The sequence below is a fragment of the Bradyrhizobium sp. LCT2 genome, assembly GCF_009931255.1.
Lineage (GTDB): Bacteria > Pseudomonadota > Alphaproteobacteria > Rhizobiales > Xanthobacteraceae > Bradyrhizobium > Bradyrhizobium diazoefficiens.
In genome coordinates this window covers 7,898,399-7,921,743 of sequence record NZ_CP034432.1, presented here as the reverse complement: position 1 = coordinate 7,921,743, position 23,345 = coordinate 7,898,399, and the positions used below count along the sequence as shown (strand labels likewise).

Sequence of the window (23,345 nt, the reverse complement as noted above, 5' to 3'; positions counted from 1 at the left end):
GGCGAAAGCCAGGACCCATACCGCGTGATCTATCTATTGTGGGAGGTCGTCGTACCGAACGACGAGTCTTCGCCAAATTACTCCCTGGGGTAATGGGTCCTGGCTTTCGCCAGGACGACGATGGCGAGGCTCGGGCTACGCCGCCGACTCCGCCCCATCCTCCGCCCGGCTCTGCCGCAACGCCCGGGCATAGAGCATCATGCCCTCGCGCACCGTGCGCTGCTCGGCCTCCGTCAATGCCGCCAGTGCGCCGCGCACCTGCTGCCGTCCGAATTCATGCAGCGCCTCCAGCGTGCGCCGGCCCCTGGCCGTCAGCGACAGCAGCTTGCTGCGTGCGTCTAGCCCGTCAGGCGTCTCCTTCAGTTCCCCGCAATCGATCAGCTTGCGCACCAGGCGGCTGACGCTGGATTTTTCCAGCCGCAGGAAATCGCCGAGCTCGCCCGAGGTCATCGGCCCGCGGATGCCGATCTCCAGAATGGTATGCACGGCTGAGGGCGGATAGTCCGACGCCGCCACCGTCGCATCCATGAAGCCGAGCTCGCGCACCATCAGGCGCGAGGCGGCGCGGATGTCGTCGATCAGAGAAAGCCCGGCCATCTTGACTCCCGGCATATAGTTGTATCATACAACTATATGCGTGCAGCGGCGCCCGCAAGCCTTTTGGAGTGGCCCATGAGCGGAACTTTGCCGGCTGGTCAGCGGATGAGGGGCAAGGTCTGTCTGGTGACGGGCGGCGGCAGCGGCATCGGCCGCGCCACCGCGCTACGGATGGCGTCCGAAGGCGCGGAAGCGCTCATCATTGCGGGCCGGCGCGAAGCCGAGATCGAGGCGACCGCTGCGGCGTGCCGCGAGGTCGGCGCGGCCGCGATCGCGCTCAAGACCGACATCACGCGCGAGGACGACGTCGCGCGCCTCGTCGGAACCGCCGTCGAGCGTTGCGGCCGGCTCGATGTTGCCTTCAACAATGCCGGCTTCCAGGAGCGCCGCGCGCCGCTGGAAGAGCAGGGCACGGAGATCTACGACAGCGTGTTCGACACCAATGTCCGCGCGCTGTTCCTGTGCCTGCGCCATCAATTGCCGGCGATGCTGGCGCAAGGTCGCGGCAGCATCGTCGTCAATGCCTCCGTCAGTGGTGTGCGCAATCCCAATCCCGGCTTCTCGCTCTATTCGGCCTCGAAAGCCGCGGCGATCTCGCTGACGCGCTCAGCCGCCATGGAGAACGCCCCGCGCGGCATCCGCATCAACGCCATTGCCCCCGGCCGCGTCGTCACCGACATGATGCTGCGTGCCGGCGTCGGCGACGTCGCGACGGTAGCCGCAGGCCTGCCGTTGCGGCGGATGGGGAGCCCGGAGGAGGTGGCGGAAGCGGTGGTGTGGCTATCGTCCGACGCCGCGTCCTACGTGGTCGGGCACGTGCTGGCCGCGGACGGGGGATTTCTGGCGTCGTAGCCTTGCGGTGGTGACGCGACAAATTTGGTGTCGTCCCGGCGAAGGCCGGGACCCATACCCACAGGGAGGAGTTTGACGAAGACTGGTAGTGGGCACCTTCGCACCACAACTACTCCCTGGGGTTATGGGTCCCGGCCTTCGCCGGGACGACGATGAGGAGATACAGCGCGTCCCTAATGCTTCTGCCCGTACAGCACCGGCACCGCCGAATCCACGATGACCTCGACGAGGCTCGTGCCCTCAAACGCCATCCCGCGCTTCAGCGCTTCGCCCAGCTCTGCCGCCTTGCTCACCCGCACCGCGTGGCAGCCCATGCCCTCCGCAAGCCGTACGAAATCGATGCCCGGCAGCTCCAGCCCGGGCACGTTCCTCACCTGCATCACCTGGCTGAACGAGCGCATCGCGCCGTAGCCGGAATTGTTGATGATGACGACGGTCAGCGGCAGCTTGCGTTGCGCGGCGGTCCACAGCGCCTGGATCGAATACATCGCCGAGCCGTCGCCGATCAGGCACACGGTGCGGCTCTTCGGCTTGCCGAGCGCCATGCCGACCGCCGCCGGCAGCGAGTAGCCGAGGCCGCCGCTCGCCATGGTGTAAAAACTGTCCTGGCCGCGCATCGGCATGAACTTCTGCATCGCCGGCCGGTGCGAGGGTACTTCCTCGACCAGCGATGCGCCGTCGGGCATCGCCTGCGACAGAGAGTGCAGCAGGAATTCGACCGGCAGCGGATCGGCGGCCTGCGGCGCCGGCGGCAGCGTGCGGCCTTTGGGCGTCGCCCGTTTGCTCTCCGCCAGCAGGTCGAGCAGCAGGCTCAGCGCCGGCTTCATCGTGGCGACGATGCTGGTGCCGACCGGCGTCACGGCTGCGGCATCCGGATCATCCGTGATCTGGAAGATCGTCGCGCCGCCGTCGAAGATTGCGGCATGCCCTTCGACATGGAAGGTGAACACGGGTGCGCCGACCACGACGACGAGATCGTGCTCACGCAGCGCGTCGGAGAGTTGCGCCGGCGAGGCATGGAGGAAGCCGGCGAACTGCGGATGACGCTCGGGGAACGAGCATCGCGCCGAGAACGGGCTGACCCAGACGGAAGCCTTGGCCTTCTCGGCGACGCGCACCATCAGATCGACCGCGCCGGCGCGGTCGACGCCGGGGCCGACGACGAGGGCAGGGTGCTTGGCTGAACCGAACGCCGCGACCAGCGCTTTCATTGCTTCCGGCTCGGGTCCGATCTCGCGGCTGACCTTGCGCGCCTCGATCGGCGCCGTGGCATGCGTCCAGTCGTCGATCGGGATCGAGACGAAGGTCGGCCCGCAGGGCGGCTGCATCGCGGTATAATAGGCGCGCGCGATTGCGGCCGGCACGTCCTCGGGCCGCGCCGGCTCGACGCTGTATTTGACGTAGGGCCGCGGAAACTCCGACGCGCGCTCGGCATAGAGGAACGCCTGGAGCGGCAGGATCGAGCGCGCCTGCTGGCCCGCGGTGATCACGAGCGGCGTCTGGTTGCGGTGTGCTGTGTAGATGTTGCCGAGCGCGTTGCCGACGCCAGCCGCCGAATGCAGATTGACGAATCCGGCATTGCGCGTCGCCTGCGCGTAGCCATCGGCCATGCCGACCGCGGAGGCTTCCTGGAGCGCCAGCACGTAGTCGATGTCGTCGGGCCAGTCGCTGAGGAACGGCAGCTCGGTCGAGCCGGGATTGCCGAACACCCTGTCGATGCCGAAGGAGCGCAGCAGGTCGAGCGTGGCCTGCTTGACGGTGACGGACTTGCTGCCGGTCTTGCCGTTCTTGGACATGATTTCCGTTCCCGCGTGCCTATTGTTTGGCTCGTCATTCCGGGGCGCGAAGCGAACCCGGAATCTCGAGATTCTCAGGTGCGTAATTGCGCACCATAGTTCGGTCCTGCGGACCGCCCCGGAATGACGGTGTATCTATCACCACACCGCCGTGCCCTTCATCGTCGGCTGCCCCTCGGCGTTCGCGGTCCACAGCTCCATGCTCTCGCCGCTGTCATTGGCATTGATGGAGAACTCGGTGCCCTCGAACAGCGGCTGAAGCCCGCGATAGGTAAACTTCTTCGGCGCCTTGCCGCCCCGCAATTTCGCCGCCAGCTCGATGATGAGCGCCGCCTGCAGCGGGCCGTGGAAGATCAGGCCCGGATAGCCTTCGACCTTGGTGACGTAGTCGCGGTCGTAATGGATGCGGTGGCCGTTGAAGGTCAGCGCGGAATAGCGGAACAGCAGCACGGGATCGGAGACATGGGTCTCGCGATGCTGCGCCTTCGGCGGCGGAGGCGGGGCCTTGGCGCCAGCGGGCGCGCCGCTCGTCATCTCGCGATAGACGATGTCCTGCCGCTCGCGGATGGCAACGCCGCGCGGCGAGGTCACGGTGTGCTCGACCGCGACGAAGCACAGCGTGCCCGTCGAGCCCGTCTTCACCGTGACGTCGGCAATGCGCGAGGTCCGCGTCGATTCATCGCCGACGCAGAGCGGCTGCAAAAATTCGATCTCGCCGCCGGCCCACATCCGGCGCGGCAGCGGCACCGGCGGCAGGAAGCCGCCGCGGGTCGGGTGGCCGTCGGGGCCGAGCATCGACATCGGAAACACCGGCTGCGCCAGGCACCAGTGCACCGTGAACGGTGCGGCATCGCCCTTTTTGGGCTCGCCGACCTCCTGGAACAGCGTCGCGCGCAGGCCCATGACGAGCTGCGCGGTAACGATGTCGGTGGCCTCCGTGCTGCGGCCGATCCATTGCCGCAAGTGATCGATGTCGAGCTTCCCGGTCATGATGCCTCGCTCTTGTTATTTCTTGGATGGACGTTCGCCGATGCCAGGCACGGCACCATAGCTGCGCGTTTCGCCGACGATGATCGGCGCCGGTGCGGGATAGCTGACGCGGCCGTTCGGCGTGTCCACCTCGATGCGGCGCAGATGCGGGTGGTTGGTGAGGTCGGCCATGGTGTTGACCTCGGCAAAGGCGATGTCGGCATCCGACAGCCGCTTCAGCAGTTCGTCGCGCGTCATCTTGCCGAAGGCATCGGCCACCGTCTTGTCGGTGAAATCGCGGTTGCGCACGCGCTCCACCATGTTGGCGACGCGCGGATCGGCCGGCAGGTCGGGCTGGTCAAGCACCTTCGCGCACAGCGTCTTCCATTCCCGCTCGCTCTGGATCGAGATCAGGATGTCCTTGCCGTCTTGCGAGGTGAACACGCCATAGGGCGCGATCGAGGGATGACGCAGCCCCATGCGCTTCGGCGGATTGCCGGCCTCCGAGTTGAGCAGCGGCACGGTGCACCAGTCGGCCATGACGTCGAACATGGAGATGCGAATGTCTGCGCCCTTGCCGGTGCGCCCGCGCGCGATCAGCGCCTCCAGGATCGCCGCATGCGCGGTGGCGCCGGTCGCGACGTCGACAATGGACATGCCGACGCGCGAGGCGCCATCAGGGTTGCCGGTGATGGAGGCAAGCCCGCTCTCGGCCTGGATGAGGAGGTCATAGGCCTTGCGGTGCGCGTAGGGACCCTCGTCGCCATAGCCGGTGATCGTGCACGAGATCAGCTTCGGATAGTCCTTCAAGAGCCGCTCGCGCGAGAAGCCGAGCTTGTCCATCGAGCCCGGCTTGAGGTTCTGGATCAGCACGTCGGCGCTCGCGATCAGCTTCTCCAGTTCGGCGCAGCCTTCCTTGGTGGCGAGGTCGACCACCGCCGACTGCTTGCCGCGGTTGAGCCAGACGAAATAGCTGCTCTGGCCCTTGGCCGCCGCATCATAGCCGCGGGCGAAATCGCCTTCCGGCCGCTCGATCTTGATCACCTCCGCGCCGGCATCCGCTAGGCGCGAGGAGCAGAACGGCGCCGCCACCGCCTGCTCGACCGCAATCACCCTGATCCCGTCAAGTGCTCCCATGATTGCTGCCTCAGTACGAGCGGGGCATGCCGAGCACATGCTCGGCGACGTAGGACAGCACCAGATTGGTCGAGATCGGCGCCACCTGGTAGAGCCGCGTCTCGCGGAATTTGCGCTCGACGTCGTATTCCTCGGCAAAGCCGAAGCCGCCATGGGTCTGGATGCAGGCATTGGCCGCTTCCCAGGACGCATCCGCCGCCAGCATCTTGGCCATGTTGGCTTCCGCGCCGCAGTCGAGTCCGGCTTCGTATTTGCGGGTGGCTTCCCTCACCATCAGCTCGGCCGCGCGCATCGAGGCGTAGGCTTTCGCGATCGGAAACTGGATGCCCTGGTTCTGGCCGATCGGCCGGCCGAAAACGCTGCGCTCCTTGGCATAGTTCGTGGCCTTGGCGATGAACCATTTGGCGTCGCCGACGCATTCGGCCGCGATCAGGATGCGCTCGGCATTCATGCCGGAGAGGATGTAGCGAAAGCCCTTGCCTTCATCGCCGATCAGATTCTCCGCCGGCACCTTCATGTCGGTAAAGAACACTTCGGTGGTGGCGTGGTTCATCATGGTGCGGATCGGGCGGATCTCGAGGCCGTTGTTCTTGGCCTCGCGCATGTCGACGATGAACACGGAAAGGCCGTCGGTGCGCTTCTTGACCTGCTCCTTCGGCGTGGTGCGCGCCAGCAGCACCATCAGGTCGGAATGCTCGGCGCGGCTGGTCCAGATTTTCTGGCCGTTGACGATGTAGCTGTCGTTGCCTTCCTTGCGCGCAAAGGTCTTCAGCGAGGAGGTGTCGGTGCCGCTGGTCGGCTCGGTGACGCCGAAGGCCTGCAGGCGCAATTCGCCGCTGGCGACCTTCGGCAGATATTTTGCCTTCTGCTCGGCATTGCCGTGCCGCAGCACCGTGCCCATCGTGTACATCTGGGCGTGGCAGCCGCCGCCATTGCAGCCTGCGCGCTGGATCTCTTCGAGGATCGCGGCCGCCGCGGAAAGCTTCAGGCCCGCGCCGCCATATTCCTCGGGGATCAGCACCGAGAGATACCCGGCCTCGGTCAGCGCGTCGACGAAGGCCTTCGGATAGGCCATCTCGCGATCGAGCTTGCGCCAGTATTCGCCGGGAAACTGCGCGCAGAGCTTTGCGACGGCCTCGCGGATGTCGGCGTGATCTTCGCTGTGGTGTTCTTCACTCATGGCGTTTCCCAATTGTAGCGGCAGTTAAGATAACGCCGGCCGATCCTCTGGCGTTGTGAAAACAACGCCCGCCCCCTATGCTCATTTGCTATAGCGTATGGAGTAGCCTTCGAGGATTGGCAAGCATGGATTTCCGGCAGCTCAGGACCTTCAGTTGCGTGGCGGAGCTCGGCAGCCTCTCCAAGGCGTCCGACACGCTGCGCGTGGCGCAGCCGGCGCTCAGCCGCCAGATCAAGCTTCTGGAACACGAGCTGCGCGTCGAGCTGTTCACGCGCAACGGCCGCGGCATGGTGCTGACCGAGGCCGGGCGGCTTCTGCTCGCACGCACCTCCGGCATCGTGCGGCAGATCGACCAGATCCGCGACGACATCCAGTCGGCCAAGGGGCCGCCGTCCGGCCAGGTCGTGCTTGGCCTGGTTCCGACCGTGAGCTGCGTGCTGTCGGCGCGCTTCGCGCGGCGCTGCGTCGAGACATTTCCCGGCATTTCGCTGCGCATTGTCGAGAGCTACAGCGGCCACCTGGTCGAATGGCTGCACCGCGGCGAGATGGATCTCGCCATCCTCTATGGCCGCTCGGCCGATCTGCATCTCAACGTGCAGAGCCTCGGCCGCGACAACATCGTCGCGGTCGGCCCGCGCGGCTGCGGCCTCGCGCGCAAGAAGAGCGTCGAGATCGGCTGGCTGCTCCGGCAGCGGCTGGTGCTGCCCAGTCATTCCCACGGCCTCCGTGCGTTGATCGAGCACGCCGCCGCCCAGCGCAAGATCAAGCTCAACGTCCAGCTCGAGGCGGATTCGTTTCGCGTGCTGACGAGCCTCGTGGAGGAGGGGCTCGGTTTCGCGCTGCTGCCGCCCTCGTCGGTCCACGGCGAGGTCGCGGACGGGCGGCTGGAAACCGCTGTCGTGTCCAGGCCGATGACGCGCGAGCTCATTTTCGCTTCTCCGATCGACCGCCCGGCCTCGACGGCCTCGCTGGCCATCACCGCGCTCCTGCGCGAGGAGGTCGCCGCCTGCCGCAAGGAAGGCCTGTGGGACATCAAGTTGAGTTAGATGCCGTGTCGTAGAACAGCCGCGCGCCATCTTGCCTTCGTATCTGGCGCGACCTGTCATGCCGGAATTTTATAGCTGGGCCAGGGGCCCGATCCTCATCCTGAGGAGCGCGTCTTCGCGCGTCTCGAAGGATGCAGGCCCGGCTCTCGGCCTCGCCCTTCGAGACGCGCGCGAAAGAGCGCGCTCCTCAGGGTGAGGGGATAAAGTCGAATGCGCCGCAAGGACGGCGTAATCGCTACCCCGGAATCCTCACCGGCAGCGACTCATACCCCTTGATGAAGCTCGAATAGATCCGCTTGGGCTCGCCAACCACCTCGATGCGGTCGAAGCGCTTCAGCATCTCCTCCCAGACGATCTTGAGCTGGAGTTCGGCGAGGCGCATGCCGACGCAGCGGTGGATGCCGAAGCCGAAGGAGAGGTGGGTGCGCGGTCGCGGGCGGTCGATGATGAACTCGTTCGGGCGGTCGATCGCCTCCTCGTCCCGGTTGCCGGAGACGTACCACATCACGACGCGGTCGCCCTTCTTGATCTGCTTGCCGCCAATCTCGGTATCCTGCAGCGCGGTGCGCCGCATATGGGCGAGCGGGGTCTGCCAGCGGATCACCTCCGGCACCATGGATTCGATCAGCGCAGGGTTGGCGCGCAGCTTGTCGTATTGCTCGGGGTTCTCGTTCAGCGCCAGCACCGAGCCGGTCATGGTGTTGCGCGTGGTGTCGTTGCCGCCGACGATGAGCAGGATGATGTTGCCCATGAGGTTGTCGGGGTCCATGAAGCGCGTGGCGTCGTTATGGGCCATCAGGGACAACAGATCGTTGCGCGGGGCGGAGTTGACGCGCTCGTTCCACAGCTTGGACATGTAGGCGTAGCATTCGTCCATCTCGCGGCGGCGCTCTTCGGCCGAGGCGACGATGCCGCTCTTGGGCAGCGCGGTCGAGACGTCGGACCAGCGGGTCAGCTTGCGCCGTTCCTCCCAGGGGAAGTCGAACAGCGTCGCCAGCATCTGCGTCGTCAATTCGATCGAGACGCGTTCGACGAAGTTGAAGGTCTCGTTGCGCGGCAGGTTGTCGAGCACGGTCTGCGAGCGCTGGCGGATCAACTTTGCCAGCTCGTCCAGATGCGTCGGCGTGAACATCGGCGACACCGTCTTGCGCTGTGCCGAATGCCGGGGCTGGTCCATCGCGATGAAGCTCGGATAGTCGTAGCCTTCCGGCACGTCGCGGATCGAGATGCCGCCGAGCGTCGAGTCGGAGGAGAAGATGCCGTGATTGGTGTCGACATGCATGATGTCGTTGTATTTCACCACCGACCAGTACGGCTCGATCGGCGCGTTGGTGCAGTAATGCACCGGCTCTTCCTTGCGCAGCCGCTCGAACCACGGCCACAGCGTGTCGTCCTGGAACAGCCTGGGGGCGCCGGGGTGGAACTGCGCGAGCGGGGTCGCGTAGGCTTCCTCGCGCGCCCTGCGCATGCGTTCGGCCTTGTCCACTTTAACCGGTGTCTGGATGTTCATGGTCGTGGCTCCAGTTGTTTTTCTAACCTCTCCCGCTTGCGGGAGAGGCATAGGCCGCCTTCGGCGGCCGTCCACTTAGAACGCCGAGGCGCAGCCTCGGCTATGGCGTAGCGCCGGGTGAGGGCTCTTTCCTCTTGGGGGCTCTCGCCCGCGGAAACACCCCCACCCCAGCCCTCCCCCGCAAGCGGGAGAGGGGGCGCAGCTTCCTTGTGGATGTCGTTCACGCTCATCTTACTGCGAATCTACGCCGCAATCTTCACCGGCAAGGTTTCAAGTCCCTTTACGAAACTCGAATAGACCCGCTTGGGTTCGCCGACCACGTCGATATGATCGAAGCGCTTGAGGATCTCTTCCCAGATAATCTTGAGCTGGAGTTCGGCAAGCCGCAAGCCGACGCAGCGGTGGATGCCGAAGCCGAAGGACAGATGCGTGCGCGGGCGGGCGCGGTCGATGATGAAATCGTAGGGCTTCTCGATCGCCTCCTCGTCGCGGTTGCCCGAGACGTACCACATCACGACCTTGTCACCTTTCTTGATCTGCTTGCCGCGGAACTCGAAGTCGGAGAGTGCGGTGCGGCGCATATGCGCCAGCGGCGTCTGCCAGCGGATCACTTCCGGCACGAAGCTGTCGAGTAGCGCCGGATTCTCGCGCAGCTTGCGATATTGCTCCGGATGCTGGCTCAGCGCGTAGATCGAGCCCGACATGGTGTTGCGGGTGGTGTCGTTGCCGCCGACGATCAAAAGGACGAGATTGCCGAGGAAGTTCTTCGCGTCCATGTCGCGCGTCGCCGCGCCATGCGCCATCATGGAAAGCAGGTCGCTCTTAGGAGGCTGTTCGATGCGCTCCTTCCACAGGCGCGCGAAATAACCGGCGCATTCGGTCAGCTCGGCCTGCCGCTCGTCTTCGGTGGCGACGAGGCCGTCGGGGCCGGGAATGGTGGTGGCGACATCCGACCAGCGTGTCAGCTTGCGGCGGTCCTCCCAGGGGAAGTCGAACAGCACCGCCAGCATCTGCGTGGTGAGCTCGATCGAGACGCGGTCGACCCAGTCGAACACCTCGCCGCGCGGCAGATTGTCGAGGCACTCGGCCGAGCGGGCGCGGATGTTGAGCGCGAGATTGTCCAGATGCGTCGGCGTGAACATCGGCGCCACGGTCTTGCGCTGTGCCGCATGGCGCGGCGGGTCCATCGAGATGAAGCTTTCGCGGCGCAGGTCGGGATCGATGTCGCGGATGGTGATGCCGCCGAGCGCGGAGGCCGAGGAGAACACCGAATGGTTGGTCTCGATCTCCATGATGTCGTTGTAGCGCGTCACCGACCAGTACGGCCCGAACATCGAGTCCTTGCAGTAGTGCACGGGGTCTTCACGGCGCAGGCGATCGAAATAGGGCCAGAACGTATCGGTCCTGAACAATTCAGGATCGCCGGGATCGAATTGCTCCAGCGGCAGTGACGTGGCGCGCTCGCGCAATGCATCGAGCTTTGCCGTGCTTTCGATGGTCCCGTGCATGACCGCTCTCCCTGACGTGAACCGCGCGTTCTCGTTGAATTCTGCGCTGCGGTATTTGATTTGCAATTACAGCCGGTTGTCTGCGTCGGGGCAAGGGCGAGTTTTGCCACATCCAACCTTTGCGTGAGCATCCGGGGCCCGTCACGTAGATGTGTCAACGTGATCCCCCGCACGCCGGCGGACCGGGAAACGTGCCAGAAACCGACTTGAATCGGGGTAAATCGAACCCGCCCGTCTTGGGGATCGACCAATCTCTGATCTATAGTTTGACCGCAGCAGGCCAACATCCCGAGGTTGCCGCCGTGAACGACATGCAATGGGCCCCTATCGGCTCCGAGCCCGTCCCGCCGCCACTGCCGCCCACGCGCGTCGACTTCGCCGGCGACCGCTCCGCGTTCCGCAAAATGGTCACCAAGGGTGCCATGCTGGAGCTGGTCACTTTCGGCTTCTACCGGTTCTGGCTCGTCACCGACATCCGCCGTCACTTGTGGTCGAACACGTCGATCGACGGCGACGCCGCCGAATATACCGGCCGGGGCAAGGAGCTGTTGATCGGCTTTCTGTTCGCGCTGGCGATCCTCGTGCCGATCTATCTCGCCTATTTCCTCATCGGTATCGAGTTCGAGCGCTGGCAGGGCTTTGCCTCGACGCCGCTCTTCATCAGCTTTTATGCCTTCGGCCAGTTCGCGATCTTTCGCGCGCGGCGCTATCGCCTGACCCGCACGGTCTGGCGCGGCGTACGGTTCTGGATGGATGGCTCGGGCTGGGCCTATTCGTTCCGGGCCATGCTGTGGGGCCTGCTGGTGTTCCTGACGCTCGGCCTGGCGCTGCCCTGGCGCGAGGCTTCGCTCGAACGCTACAAGATGCAGCACACCCATTACGGTGATCTCTCCGGCGATTTCGAAGGCGATGGCTGGACGTTCTTCAAGCGCGGCTGGTGGCTCTGGCTGCTCAGCCCGATCGCGCTGGTCATCTTCCCGCTCGCCCCGTTCTTCTATGCCGAGTTCAAGGCGCGCGAATGGCGCTGGTGGCTGGACGGCATCCGCATCGGCGGCGTCAGCCTGTCCTCGGAGCTGCCGCATAACGCATTCTACGGCCTGTACTGGAAGGTGATCGGCTGGTGGATGCTGCTCTCGATCATTTTCGCCGCCTATCTCGGCGGTGCCACCATGCTCGTCGTCAAGCTGAGCGGCCTTCCGGTCGAGCAGGTGTTCGGCCCCGACAATACCGCCAAGAGTATTCCGATGCTGGCGATGATGGTCATCGGCTATTTCGCCCTGGCGCTTGCGATCAACATCATCATGCGGGTCTATCTTCAGCGCGATCTCTGGGCCAAGGTGCTGGAGACCGTCGAGGTGCATAACATCGGAGCCGCGGCGGATGTGCGCGGCGGCGGCGAGCTCGCCAGCGCGCTCGGCGAAGGCTTTGCCGATGGGCTCGATGTCGCGGGATTCTGATCTGTGAGTGAGTTGTCCACCGAGGCTCCGGCGCAGTCCGCAAAGCCGACGATCTACTTCGACGGCGTGTCGAGCCGCAGGCGGCAGGTGACGCTGACGCTCGGTGATGCGCTCGAGATCGTTGAAGAGGGCGCGACGCCCGTTCGCTGGGCCTATGCCGACATTCGGCGTGCCGACAGTCCGGCCGGTATCCTGCGTCTGGCCTCGACGTCCGCGCCGCCGCTGGCACGGCTGGAGATTCGCGATACTGCACTCGCGGCAGACGTGAGCGTCCGCTGCATGCGTCTCGACGAGCACCAGACCACGCGCCGCGGTATCGCGAAAATCGTCGGCTGGTCGGTGGCCGCTGCCGTCTCGATCGTCTGTGTCGTGCTGTTCGGCGTGCCGCTCGCTGCCGATCGCCTCGCGCCGCTGGTGCCGAAGCCGCTCGAGCGCCGCATTGGCGATGCGTCCGAGGTCCAGGTGAAGACCATCTTCGGCGGCCGCACGTGCGAAGACCCCGCGGGCAAGGCCGCGTTCACAAAACTGGTCAACCGCTTGCGCGATGCCGCCGGCCTCGACGACGATTCCATGACCGCGGGCGTGCTGCCGACCCCGGTGCCGAACGCGTTCGCGCTGCCCGGCGGCAAGGTGTTCTTGCTGCAGGGCCTGCTCGACAGGGCCGAAAGCCCCGACGAGCTTGCCGGCATCCTCGCCCACGAGCTCGGCCATCTCAAGCATCACGACAACATGCGCGGCCTGATCTACAACGGCGGCACCTCGTTCCTGATCGGCCTGCTGTTCGGCGACGTCACCGGCTCATCCGCCGTGATCTTCGCCTCGCGCAGCGTGGTCGAGGCCTCCTATTCGCGCGAGGCCGAGACCGGCGCCGACACCTTCGCCATCGACATCATGCACGCGCTCGGCCGCTCGCCGAAGCCCTCGGCCGAGCTGATGTTCCGCATCACCGGCAAGGAAGGCGGCAGCGGTTTCACGATCCTGTCGAGCCACCCGCTGACCGAGGACCGTCTCGCCCGCATGACCAAGGAAGATCGTCCCGTCAGCGGCCCGCCGCTGCTGACAGATGCGGAGTGGCGGGCGCTGAAGGGCATTTGCGGCAGCGGGAAGATCTAGAGCGGATGGCTTTGAGTTGAATCGATTGGCCGCGGGCTCGTTCCAACCTCTCCCGCTTGCGGGAGAGGTCGGCGCGAAGCGGCGGGTGAGGGTTCTCTCCACACAGGGGTTCTCGCTTGCGGAGACACCCCCACCCCAGCCCTCCCCCGCAAGCGGGAGAGGGAGCGCAGCCCCTTCGTTGCTGCATCAAACCTAATCTCATCGTGCTTTAGGCTTCGCTCTTATCTCGTCCCGTAGGCGCGGTCGCCGGCGTCTCCGAGGCCCGGCAAAATAAAGCCGTTCTCGTCGAGACCTTCGTCCACCGCGGCCGTCCAGATCGGCACGTCCGGATGCAATCCGCGCAGCCGCTCCAACCCTTCCGGCGCGGCGATCAGGCAGGCGAGGCGAATGTCCTTGGCGCCGCGCTCCTTGAGCCGGTCGATGGCGGCCACGGCCGTGTTGGCGGTGGCGACCACCGGTGTCACCACGATCGCAAGCCGCTCGCCGAGATCGGACGGCGATTTGAAGAAATATTCGACCGCGGCAAAACTGTGCGGCTCGCGGTAGAGTCCGATATGCGCGACGCGGGCGGTCGGCACCAGGTCCATCATGCCGTCCACGAAGGTGGTGCCGGCGCGCAGCATCGGCACGAACACCAGCTTCTTGCCGGCGATCTTGGCCGAGTGCATCGTCGCCAGCGGCGTCTCGATGACGGTATCGGCGAGCGGCAGGTCGCGCGTCACCTCGTAGCACAGGAGCATGCCGATCTCCTTGATCAGCTCGCGAAACGACTTGGTCGAGATGGATTTGTCCCGCACCAGCGTCAGCTTGTGCTGCACCAGCGGATGATCGACGATCGTGACGCCTTCCATGTAACGCTCCTAACGAAATGCGCGTTGATTGAAATGCAACCAGCCGGCGCTTCTTCCTTCTCCCCTTGTGGGAGAAGGTGGCGCGAAGCGCCGGATGAGGGGTCTGTTTCAGCAAACTCCGGTGAGAGATGTGCCCGCAGAGACATACCCCTCACCCGGCTTCGCTCTCGCGAAGCCACCCTCTCCCACAGGGGGAGAGGGTCAGAAAACCGTGCCGTCGCTGATCACCTTGAGCGGCGGCGAACCGTCGGGACGGCGTGCGAAGGCGATGGCGCGGCCCGCGGCCCAGGTGCCGCCTTCCAGGATGCTGGCGAGCGGCAAGGTGTCAGGCGTGCGGCCGAGCTTGGTACGAACCAGTTCGGCAAGACGATCCAGCAACGCGACGGTCAGCGCGCGCCATTCCACGACGAGCAGGGAATCCACCGCATGCGCGCGCCCGGCATCAGCGGCATCGCGGAGGCGCAGTACGTCGTGATCGACGAACAGGCCGCCATTGCGGTATTCGGCAAGTCCGGTCAGGCCGTCAATGTCGGTGATCGCGAAGCCGGCACGCTGGAGCGGCTCGATCAGCGAATAGCTCAGCCACTGCGACAGCTTGTGCAGGGGCACGAGGCCGGCGGTCGCATCATCCGCCTTGATCGCCGGATGGCGCCAGCAATCGCCGAGCGGAATCCCTGCAAGCTCCAGCCGCGACGGCCAGATCGGCCCGAGCTGGTTCAGCACCGCGGACAGGATCGCGGGCGCGGCGATGGCGCCGCCCACAGCCTGCGCCGCGATGTGGTCGAACAATCCGCCGGGCCGCGGCGTATCGTGCAGGCCGAAAACCTCGGCGCGGTCCGCCACCTGCTTGCCCAGACGCCGCAGCAGATCCGTGCGTCCGTCGAGGCCGAGCAGCGGATTGGCGTCGCTGACCTGAAACGCAGAGGTGAGGGCGGCAAGCGGCAGTTTTGCGAGCACGTCGGCGTCGGCCCTGAACGGCGCGCGGGCATCGCTGGAGAAGAGCCCGCTTGCGAACATGTCGAGGCTCGCGATCGCAAGCCCCTCGGACCGGCCGATGCTTTCGCCCGTCACCGCGTCACGATAGCGCCAGGCAGCGCCGGCGCCGGCATCGAGCAGCACGCTGACGATGGCAACGTCGAACTCCGCGCGCGCCCGCGCCGCGCGATCCGGCCACGACGCGGCGTCGGCAAGGCGCGCCCAGCGATCGGCGCCGCCGAGCACAAAATGCCGCCAGCGGGCGTGGAAGGGGACGTCCAGCGTCGGATAGGCTTTTCGCGTGACCGCGAGCACCGCGTCCGCAACGCCGTCCATGCGGTCGAGATCGATCGTGAAGTGGCTGAGCCCGCCCTTGAGGCCAAGCTCGAGCATCTGCCCGGCGCGCGCGCGAACCGCTGTTGCGGTGAGCAGCGAGCGGGCCTGTTGTTCTCCGGTGTCCGCCATCAATCGATCAGTATTTTTCCAGCGAACGCCCGACCACGCCGTTGACGTCCTTCTCCGGCGCGATGTCGGTCGAGTAGTAGCCGGCAGCCTTCTTGGCCGCGATCTCGACATAGGCGTCGGCGGGAATCAGCTCCGGCGGGATCGGCACGCGCTCGACGATGTCGATGCCCTGCGAGGTCAGCGCGTCGTGCTTCATGTCGCTCATCGACAGGAAGCGGTCGATGCGCTTCAGCCCCAGCCAGTGGATGGTATCCGGCATCAATTGCTGGAAGCGCGCGTCCTGCACGCCGGCGACGCATTCGGTCCGCTCGAAATAGGCGGCGGCGGCATCGCCGTCCTCCTGGCGCTTGCGGGCGTTGTAGACCAGGAATTTCGTGACCTCGCCGAGCGCGCGGCCTTCCTTGCGGTTGTAGACGACGAGCCCGAGCCCGCCCTCCTGCGCGCCGCGCGCGGATTCCTCGATGCCGTGGATGAGATAGGGCCGGCAGGTGCAGATGTCGGAGCCGAACACGTCGGAGCCGTTGCACTCGTCATGGACGCGGCAGGTGATCTTGGTGCGATGGTCGGGCAGCTTGCTGACGTCGCCGAACATGTAGACCGTGGTGCCGCCGATCGGCGGCAGGAACACCTTCATGTCCGGCCGCGTCACCAGCTCGGGGAACATGCCGGCGGTCTGCTCGAACAGCGTGCGGCGCAGCTCGGTCTCGCCGGTGCCGAAGCGCGCGGCGAGACCCGGCAGATACCAGACCGGATCGATCGCGATCTTCACCACCGACACGCTGCCATTGGCATGCACGACCTCGCCGTCGGCGCGCAGCCGTTTTGCGGCCAGCGCCTCGCGGATCTCGGGCAGGTCGAGCCGGGCGCGCGTCACCGCGATGCTCGGCCGGATGTCGGAGCCCTCGGCGATCTCCTTGCCAAAATTCTCGGCGACGAGATGCCCCCAGGGGTCGAGCGCGACGATCTTGGTGGGATCGTTCCATTGCGGAAACGGCCCGATGGTGGCCGCCGGAAACGTGTTGGTCAGGTCGGGACGCCTGATGGGATCGAGCGCCCCGGCGGAGACGGCGAGCGCGCGGTACATCGCATAGGAGCCGCCATGGCTGCCGATCACGTTGCGATCCCCAGCGCGCGACACCGTGCCGATGATCGGCCCGCGGGTGCGCGCATCGGCTGCGCCCCAATGGATCGGAAAGGCGGCCTTCCTGCCCGGCTCCGGATGGGAGGTCAGGCGGATGTGATCGGTACGGTTCGCGCGGCTCATGTCCAGGCTCCCAAAAAGCCAACGGCCCGCCGCTCGGACGGGCCTGCCTCACTTTGCGTTGCCGATGCGGAGCACCGGCGGCGCAAGCACAATCCAACATATTGTAGCGACCGAGCGCGACAGACAAGTTAATGCTGATGCGCCCGGCAGGCGCTCATCGCCAAATTCCATCGTCGGCGAACCAGCCCGGTCCGCGTGAATTCCGCGCCCTCGCTCCGGCCGAACCTTGCCGTTCGATCCGTGCGATAGGACTAAGGATTTGAAATAGTTTTGGTTTTCCTGTTTTCAAGAGGTGTTGTGGCGATTGCGCTGCGACTGGACAGAACGTATATAATCAGACAAATCGTGTAGATCATCTCTGCCATGGAGTCTGCCATGCCCGCCGCCAGCTACATCGACCCCCGCACCGGAAAGCTCTATCCGCTCGACCAGCCGCGCTGGTGCTCGGACCAGCGCACGCCGCTGCTGGTGACACCGGGGGCCGGGATCTCCCGCGAGGAGGTTGAGCCGCGCACACGGTCGCTGTGGCGCTACCGGGCGGCGCTGCCGGTCGAGATCAAGAATCCGATCACGCTCGGCGAGGGCTGCACGCCACTGGTGCAGCAGCAGTGGGGCGACCTGCGCCCGCTGTTCAAGCTCGAATGGTTCAACCCGACCGGCAGCTTCAAGGACCGCGGCTCGGCGGTGATGCTGTCCTTCCTGCGGCAGATCGGCGTCGACGCCATTCTGGAGGACTCCTCCGGCAATGGCGGCTCGTCGATGGCGGGGTTAGGTGCCGCCGGCGGCATGCGCGTGAAGATCCTGGCGCCGGCCTCGACGTCGCCGGCCAAGATCGCGCAGGTGCGCGCCTATGGCGCGGCGGTGCAGCTCGTCGAAGGCCCACGCGAGGAATCGGAGGCCGAGGCGATCCGCCAGTCGAGCCAGACTTTTTACGCCAGCCACAACTGGCAGCCGTTCTTCCTCGAAGGCACCAAATCGCTCGCCTATGAAATCTGGGAAGACCTCGGCTTCCGCGCCCCCGACAACGTCATCGTCCCCGTCGGCGCCGGCAGCAGCCTGCTCGGTTGCGCCTTCGGCTTCCGCGAACTGCTGAAGGCCGGCCAGATCGCGAAGCTGCCGCGCCTGTTCGCGGCACAGCCGCAGAACTGCTCGCCGATCGATGCGAGCTTCAAGGCCGGCGTCGATACGCCGGTCGCGCGCGAGGTAAGCAAGACCATCGCCGAGGGCACCGCGATCAAGAATCCCCTGCGTCTGCGCGAGATCATCGCCGCCTTGCGCGAGAGCGGCGGCGGCACCGTTGCGCTCGCCGAGGACGAGATCGTCGCCGCCCTGCGACGACTTGCACGGCAAGGCCTGTTCGCCGAGCCGACCAGTGCCAGCGCAGCCGCCGCGCTGGACAAGCTCTCCGCCGCTGGCGCCATCAAGGGGAGCGAGACCACGGTCGCGGTGCTCACCGGCACGGGGCTGAAGGCCGCCACAATCGTCGCCGATCTCGTGCAGTAGGGCCGGGCGATGAGCCGCAGCAAATCCGCGTCCGCCGCATCGGGCAGGGCCACGGCCGAACGAAAGCTGCTGTTCGACCAGTTGCAGCAGATCGCGCAGGGGCTGGGGGAGACCTTTGCGCCGTTCTGCGAGGTCGTGCTGCACGATCTCACCGATCCCACGAACGCGATCGTCGCCATTCACAACAACCTGTCGGGCCGCAAGGTCGGCCAGGGCGCGACCGAGCTTGGCCTCGCCCGCATCGCCGATCCCAACTACGCGCAGGTGATCTCGAACTACGCCAACAGCTTCGCCGACGGACGGCAGGCCAAGAGCACCTCGATCGGCATCAAGGGCGCGGACGGTTCATACGTCGCCGCCCTCTGCCTCAACGTCGACCTGACGCTGTTCCAGGGTTTGCAGAGCGCGATCGGCCAGTTCGTCAGCGTCGATGCGCAAAACAATCCGCCCGAATCCCTCAACCCCGTCGGCGCCGACGCCATCCGCGCCCATATCGACCGGTTCGCCGCGCGCCGCGCCACCACGCCCCGCGCCCTCTCCACGGAAGACCGCCGCACCCTGCTGCGCGAATTGCGCGATGCCGGCGGCATGCAGGTGCGCCGCGCCTCCGACATCATCGCCGCCCATCTCGGCGTGTCGCGCGCCACGGTGTATGCCGATGCGAGGTGAGGCGGTCCGCCAGCCGGAACGCAGTGCCGCGACCATCAGCCCGCGTTGAACCTTCCGCGCCCGTCGCCCGCCTCATGGGGATCGACCTCGAGCGATGGGAGAGTTCCATGACCGCGCAGGATCCGTTTGCAAGTTTCAAGGCTGTCCAGAAGGAAGCCTGGTCGCTGTTCACGCCGATGGAGGTTTTCACGACACCGACCGCCGCCAAGCTCGTCGGTTTTGCCGGCGTTGCCGCCGGTCAAAGGCTGCTCGACGTCGGATGCGGCACCGGCGTTGTCGCGATCACGGCGGCGCGTCGCGGGGCAAAGGTGAGGGGTCTCGACCTGTCGCCGGTTCTGATCGAGCGCGCCCGCGAGCATGCGCAACTGGTGAACCTCGATGTCGACTTCGTCGACGGCGACGCGGAAAGCCTGCCCTATGGCGACAACGAGTTCGACGTGGTGCTCAGCCAGTTCGGCCACATGTTCGCGCCGCGCCCGGACGTTGCCATCGGCGAGATGCTGCGCGTGCTGAAGCCTGGCGGCACGATCGCGTTCTCCACCTGGCCGCCGCATCTGTATGTCGGACGGATGTTCGCGATGATCGGCCGCCATCTGCCGCCGCCCGAGGGCGTGGCATCACCGGTGTTGTGGGGCGATCCGAAGATCGTCGCCGAGCGTCTCGCAGGGAAAGCGAAGGATCTCTCTTTCGAGATGGACATGATGACGCCGTCGGCACTCAGCCCGCAGCATTTCCGCCGCACCATGGAATCGACGATCGGGCCCTTGATCAAGCTCGTCGCCCAGTACAAGGACGAGCCGGACAAGCTCAAGAGCTTCCGTGCCGAGTTCGAGGCGCTGATCTCGGAGTATTTCGATGCCGGCCACAACGTGATGCGCCAGCAGTTCCTGATGACGAAGGCAAGGAAGGTGTGAGGCGGCGAGAGGTAAGAATCCCTCACTCCTTCAGATCGTTCACCCGCCTCACCCAGGCGCGCACGTCGGTGAGCACGGCGGGCAGCACCGCCTTGACCTCCAGCACGGTCATGCCGGGCTTGATGCGGGGGTCGTAGAGCAGGTTGAGGATGTATTGGTCGTAGACATCGAAATAGCCCATCGAGACGTTGTCGTTGAACATGGTCCAGGGCACGCTCGTGGTATCGTTGATCGGACCGAGCGACTGCAGCAGCTCCTCATAGGCGCAGTCGAGGAAGGTGAAGTCGCCGTTGTCGACGGTGAGGATGACGTCGGAATGCTCGATCTCGAAATTGTCGTTCTTGCGGAAGCCGGACAGGCATTGCGGATCGAGCGAGGTGCGGATCTCGCGCGCCTTCTCCGCGCCGTAGAAGCTCGAGATGGTGCGGAACAGATCGCGGTCGCGCACGAGCTTCACCCGCACGTTCGCCGCCTCGCTGCTGCCGGCCATGGCGATGTCGAGATGCTGCACGCGCGTGCCGATGTCGGCGACGACCTTGGCGAGCTGGGTCTTGCGGTCGGCGCGGTCGCTCTCGGCGAACACGCGCACCGGCCCGTCGAACTTGCGGATGCGGTCGACGCGGCCGGCGAGGTGGTATTCGGCGCCGAAAGCCGTCTTGAGAAAACCCTCGACGATCTCGCTGTCGGTAAAGCTCTTCTTCTCGGCGCGCTGGCGCGAGGCGATCGCGGGCAATTCGCCCGCGGCGGCCATGGTAGCGGTGTCAGGCACACCGGTGAGCGCTGCGAGCGCCAGGAGGGCGATGCGGAGGGAAAGCGAGGGCGGATTCAATGCGCTCATCGTCACCCGACGCTGCCGTATTCGCGTCGCGCGCACAAGACCGCAAATTCACGCGCCCTGCGGGTTCCCGCCAATCATCTGTAGCAAAAGCGTGACAGACTTCGTGTGATTCAGCCGAAGCCGCGGCTCCCTCAACCTCTCCCGCTTGCGGGAGAGGTCGGCGCGTAGCGGCGGGTGAGGGCTCTCTCCTCTGGAGGATTGTCCCGTTGCGGTGAGACCCTCTCCCCAACCCTCTCCCGCAAGCGGGAGAGGGAGCACACCACGTGCGTGGAGGCAATTGCGCTTCAGTTGTTCAGCACGACCACGGTGGTGCCGACCGAGACGCGGCTATAGAGGTCGCTGACGTCGTCGTTGGTCATGCGGAAGCAGCCCGAGGAGACCGCCTGGCCGATCGTCTCCGGCTCGTTGGAGCCGTGGATGCGGTACAGCGTCGAGCCGAGATACATCGCGCGCGCGCCGAGCGGGTTTTCGATGCCGCCCTTCATGTGGCGCGGCAGGTCGGGTCGGCGGGCCAGCATCTGCGACGGCGGCGTCCAGTCCGGCCACTCCTTCTTGGCGGTGATCCTGTGCACCCCGCCCCAGCGGAAGCCGTCGCGGCCGACGCCGATGCCGTAGCGCAGCGCCTGGCCGTTCTGGAGCACCAGATAGAGCCGCCGCTCGGAGGTGTTCACCACGATCGTGCCGGGGGCATAGTTGCCGGAGTAGTTGACGGTGGTGCGGGGGATCGGGCTCGAGCCGCCGCGGAAGAAGTTCGGGCCGCCGCCCATGATGTCGCGCGAGTCGAACTCTTCGGCAAAGGCGCCGCCGGCGGTGGCCGTCAGCAGTGCAATGGCGGCAATCGGCGCGGCAAAAAACCGGATCATTGTTTCCCCCAGCAAAAAAATCGATTCAACGAAGGCCACAGGCCATATTTGCCGGCATTTCGCAAGCCACGGCCCCGTGAGGCAAGTCCTTTCCGAACAAGCCAACCTTAACGAATGGCGTTACCAAATCGGCAACCGGGCCAGTTTGCCAAAAAGCGTTAGCCAAACCAGCGCGTCGCGGCGCGGGGCAGGGCCGCGATGCCCCCTATTGCTTTGACGGATGCCGCGAACAATGATTGGTCAGATGGATCACTCGAAATCGCCGGTTGTGGGAGCAAAAAGAATGAACGGTGCGGAAAGCCTGGTGCGGACGATGGTCAAGGGTGGGGTCGACGTCTGCTTCACCAACCCGGGCACCTCCGAGATGCATTTTGTCGCAGCGCTGGATCGCGTCCCGGGCATGCGCTGCGTGCTCGGCCTGTTCGAAGGCGTGGTGACGGGCGCTGCCGACGGCTATTTCCGCATGAAGGGCACGCCGGCCTCGACCCTGCTGCATCTCGGCCCCGGCCTCGCCAACGGCCTTGCCAATCTGCACAACGCCAAGAAGGCGAATTCCGGCATCGTCAACATCGTCGGCCAGCACGCGGTCTACCATATCGGCTACAACGCGCCGCTGACCTCCGACATCGAGGGCCTCGCCCGGCCGATGTCGTCCTGGGTCCGCACCTCGCCGGATTCCAAATCAGTTGCCGCTGACGGCGCCGCGGCGATTGCCGCCGCCAAAAGCGCGCCGCCGCAGATCGCGACCCTGATCCTGCCCGCCGACACGGCCTGGAACGAGGCCGACGGCATCGCCGAGGTCCCGGCCGAGCAGCAGCGCGCGAGCTATTCGCCGCAGGCGGTCGAGCAGGCCGCAAAGATCCTGCACGGCGACGGCGAGGGCACGCTGCTGCTGATGACCGGCAGCGCGCTTTCCGAGCAGGGCCTCGCGCTGGCCGAGCGCATCGCGGCCAAGACCGGCTGCACCGTGATGGGCCCGACCTTCCGTCCGAAGATGGCGCGCGGCCGCGGCCGCTTCTCGATCGATCGCATCCACTACGTGATCGAGAACGCGCTGCCGATGCTGGCGAAGTTCCGCCATATCGTGCTGGTCGAGTCCGACGATCCCGTGGCGTTCTTCGCCTATCCGAACAAGCCGAGCGTGCTGAGGCCCGAAGGCTGCGACGTCCATCGCATGACCTCCTGGGGCGAGAATTCGGTCGCGGCGCTGGAAGCGCTCGCCGGCGCGGTGAAGGCCAGTGCCAAGGACGTCAAGCCGCACGCAGTGCAGGAGCTGGTCAAGCCGACCGGCGCGCTGACCCACGCGTCGATCGCGCAGTCGATCGCCTATGCGATCCCCGAGAATGCGATCCTGGTCGATGAGTCGCTGACCACCGGCCGCGCCTTCTTCCCGCCGACGGCCGCCGCCGCGCCGCACGACTGGCTGCAGAACATGGGCGGCTCGATCGGCTTCTCGACGCCGCTCTCGATCGGCGCCGCGATCGCCTGCCCGGACCGCAAGGTGATCACCATGGTCGGCGACGGCAGCGCGATGTACACGATCCAGTCGCTGTGGACCCAGGCGCGCGAGAACCTCAACATCGTCACCATCGTGTTCGCCAACCGCATCTACCAGATCCTGCGCGGCGAGTTCGACAATGTCGGCGCCGGCGAGCCCGGCCAGCGCGCCAACGACATGCTGCGGCTCGACCGTCCGACGCTGGATTTCGTGGCGCTGGCCAAGGGCATGGGCGTGCCCGGCCGCGCCGTCACCAACGCGGACGAGTTCAACAAGGCACTGGCCGAAGCCGTCGCCGAGCCCGGGCCGCGGCTGATCGAAGTCCAGATGTAGGGCGTAT

At 65.9% G+C, this 23,345-nt stretch carries 20 protein-coding genes; 8 read left to right on the top strand and 12 right to left on the bottom strand.

Annotated elements, in window-relative coordinates:
- Positions 1–135 precede the first annotated feature (135 nt).
- Complete coding sequence (locus tag EI171_RS37420; RefSeq protein WP_161536259.1) at positions 136–597, bottom strand: MarR family winged helix-turn-helix transcriptional regulator; 462 nt, start codon at positions 595–597, stop codon at positions 136–138.
- Positions 598–672: 75 nt separating this feature from the next.
- Here EI171_RS37420 and EI171_RS37415 point away from each other — a divergent pair, with 75 nt between their 5' ends.
- Positions 673–1,449, top strand: a complete 777-nt coding sequence (locus EI171_RS37415; protein ID WP_161536258.1) for an SDR family NAD(P)-dependent oxidoreductase — start codon at positions 673–675, stop codon at positions 1,447–1,449.
- 173 nt (positions 1,450–1,622) lie between these two features.
- Here EI171_RS37415 and mdlC read toward each other — a convergent pair whose 3' ends face one another.
- The 4 genes from mdlC to EI171_RS37395 all read right to left on the bottom strand — a co-directional run bounded on the left by mdlC (position 1,623) and on the right by EI171_RS37395 (position 6,531).
- Positions 1,623–3,245, bottom strand: coding sequence for a benzoylformate decarboxylase (mdlC, locus tag EI171_RS37410; protein WP_161536257.1), 1,623 nt, complete (start codon positions 3,243–3,245; stop codon positions 1,623–1,625).
- A 138-nt stretch (positions 3,246–3,383) separates the two neighbouring features.
- The gene (locus tag EI171_RS37405; RefSeq protein ID WP_161536256.1) at positions 3,384–4,235 is read right to left on the bottom strand and encodes a MaoC family dehydratase N-terminal domain-containing protein; all 852 of its coding nucleotides are present in this window, start codon (positions 4,233–4,235) and stop codon (positions 3,384–3,386) included.
- A 15-nt stretch (positions 4,236–4,250) separates the two neighbouring features.
- On the bottom strand, positions 4,251–5,351 hold the full coding sequence (locus EI171_RS37400; RefSeq protein ID WP_161536255.1) for a CaiB/BaiF CoA-transferase family protein: 1,101 nt from the start codon (positions 5,349–5,351) through the stop codon (positions 4,251–4,253).
- A 10-nt stretch (positions 5,352–5,361) separates the two neighbouring features.
- Positions 5,362–6,531 (bottom strand): acyl-CoA dehydrogenase family protein, encoded by a 1,170-nt coding sequence (locus EI171_RS37395; protein WP_161536254.1) that lies wholly within the window; start codon positions 6,529–6,531, stop codon positions 5,362–5,364.
- Positions 6,532–6,656: 125 nt separating this feature from the next.
- On the opposite strand from EI171_RS37395, the gene EI171_RS37390 reads away from it, so the two are divergent.
- A complete protein-coding gene (locus EI171_RS37390) occupies positions 6,657–7,577 on the top strand; it encodes a LysR substrate-binding domain-containing protein (protein WP_161536253.1) in 921 nt (306 codons plus the stop codon).
- Positions 7,578–7,812: 235 nt separating this feature from the next.
- On the opposite strand, the gene EI171_RS37385 is transcribed toward EI171_RS37390, so the two are convergent.
- On the bottom strand, positions 7,813–9,087 hold the full coding sequence (locus EI171_RS37385) for a cytochrome P450 (protein WP_028172946.1): 1,275 nt from the start codon (positions 9,085–9,087) through the stop codon (positions 7,813–7,815).
- A gap of 242 nt (positions 9,088–9,329) precedes the next feature.
- Positions 9,330–10,595: a cytochrome P450 gene (locus tag EI171_RS37380; protein WP_161536252.1), complete on the bottom strand. Its 1,266-nt coding sequence runs from the start codon at positions 10,593–10,595 to the stop codon at positions 9,330–9,332.
- Positions 10,596–10,897: 302 nt separating this feature from the next.
- On the opposite strand from EI171_RS37380, the gene EI171_RS37375 reads away from it, so the two are divergent.
- Positions 10,898–12,052: a YjgN family protein gene (locus EI171_RS37375; protein ID WP_161536251.1), complete on the top strand. Its 1,155-nt coding sequence runs from the start codon at positions 10,898–10,900 to the stop codon at positions 12,050–12,052.
- Positions 12,053–12,055: 3 nt separating this feature from the next.
- Positions 12,056–13,165, top strand: coding sequence for a M48 family metallopeptidase (locus EI171_RS37370; protein ID WP_161536250.1), 1,110 nt, complete (start codon positions 12,056–12,058; stop codon positions 13,163–13,165).
- A gap of 221 nt (positions 13,166–13,386) precedes the next feature.
- On the opposite strand, the gene upp is transcribed toward EI171_RS37370, so the two are convergent.
- The 3 genes from upp to EI171_RS37355 all read right to left on the bottom strand — a co-directional run bounded on the left by upp (position 13,387) and on the right by EI171_RS37355 (position 16,720).
- On the bottom strand, positions 13,387–14,016 hold the full coding sequence (gene upp, locus EI171_RS37365; RefSeq protein WP_011089974.1) for a uracil phosphoribosyltransferase: 630 nt from the start codon (positions 14,014–14,016) through the stop codon (positions 13,387–13,389).
- A gap of 201 nt (positions 14,017–14,217) precedes the next feature.
- Complete coding sequence (locus tag EI171_RS37360) at positions 14,218–15,456, bottom strand: URC4/urg3 family protein (protein WP_161536249.1); 1,239 nt, start codon at positions 15,454–15,456, stop codon at positions 14,218–14,220.
- A 7-nt stretch (positions 15,457–15,463) separates the two neighbouring features.
- Positions 15,464–16,720, bottom strand: a complete 1,257-nt coding sequence (locus tag EI171_RS37355) for a GTP cyclohydrolase II (protein WP_161536248.1) — start codon at positions 16,718–16,720, stop codon at positions 15,464–15,466.
- 375 nt (positions 16,721–17,095) lie between these two features.
- On the opposite strand from EI171_RS37355, the gene EI171_RS37350 reads away from it, so the two are divergent.
- The 3 genes from EI171_RS37350 (at position 17,096) to EI171_RS37340 (ending at position 19,806) form a co-directional block, all read left to right on the top strand.
- Positions 17,096–18,223, top strand: a complete 1,128-nt coding sequence (locus EI171_RS37350) for a threonine synthase (RefSeq protein WP_161536247.1) — start codon at positions 17,096–17,098, stop codon at positions 18,221–18,223.
- Between the two features lie 9 nt (positions 18,224–18,232).
- Entirely contained in the window at positions 18,233–18,892 is a 660-nt protein-coding gene (locus tag EI171_RS37345) for a transcriptional regulator (RefSeq protein WP_161536246.1), read from the top strand.
- A gap of 107 nt (positions 18,893–18,999) precedes the next feature.
- Complete coding sequence (locus tag EI171_RS37340) at positions 19,000–19,806, top strand: class I SAM-dependent methyltransferase (protein WP_028172953.1); 807 nt, start codon at positions 19,000–19,002, stop codon at positions 19,804–19,806.
- Positions 19,807–19,828: 22 nt separating this feature from the next.
- Here the strand turns inward: EI171_RS37340 and EI171_RS37335 are convergent, their stop codons facing one another.
- Positions 19,829–20,644 (bottom strand): DUF2927 domain-containing protein, encoded by an 816-nt coding sequence (locus EI171_RS37335; RefSeq protein WP_028172954.1) that lies wholly within the window; start codon positions 20,642–20,644, stop codon positions 19,829–19,831.
- A 284-nt stretch (positions 20,645–20,928) separates the two neighbouring features.
- Positions 20,929–21,507, bottom strand: a complete 579-nt coding sequence (locus EI171_RS37330) for a L,D-transpeptidase (protein WP_028172955.1) — start codon at positions 21,505–21,507, stop codon at positions 20,929–20,931.
- Between the two features lie 283 nt (positions 21,508–21,790).
- On the opposite strand from EI171_RS37330, the gene EI171_RS37325 reads away from it, so the two are divergent.
- A complete protein-coding gene (locus EI171_RS37325; protein ID WP_161536245.1) occupies positions 21,791–23,338 on the top strand; it encodes an acetolactate synthase large subunit in 1,548 nt (515 codons plus the stop codon).
- The last annotated feature ends 7 nt before the right edge of the window (positions 23,339–23,345 follow it).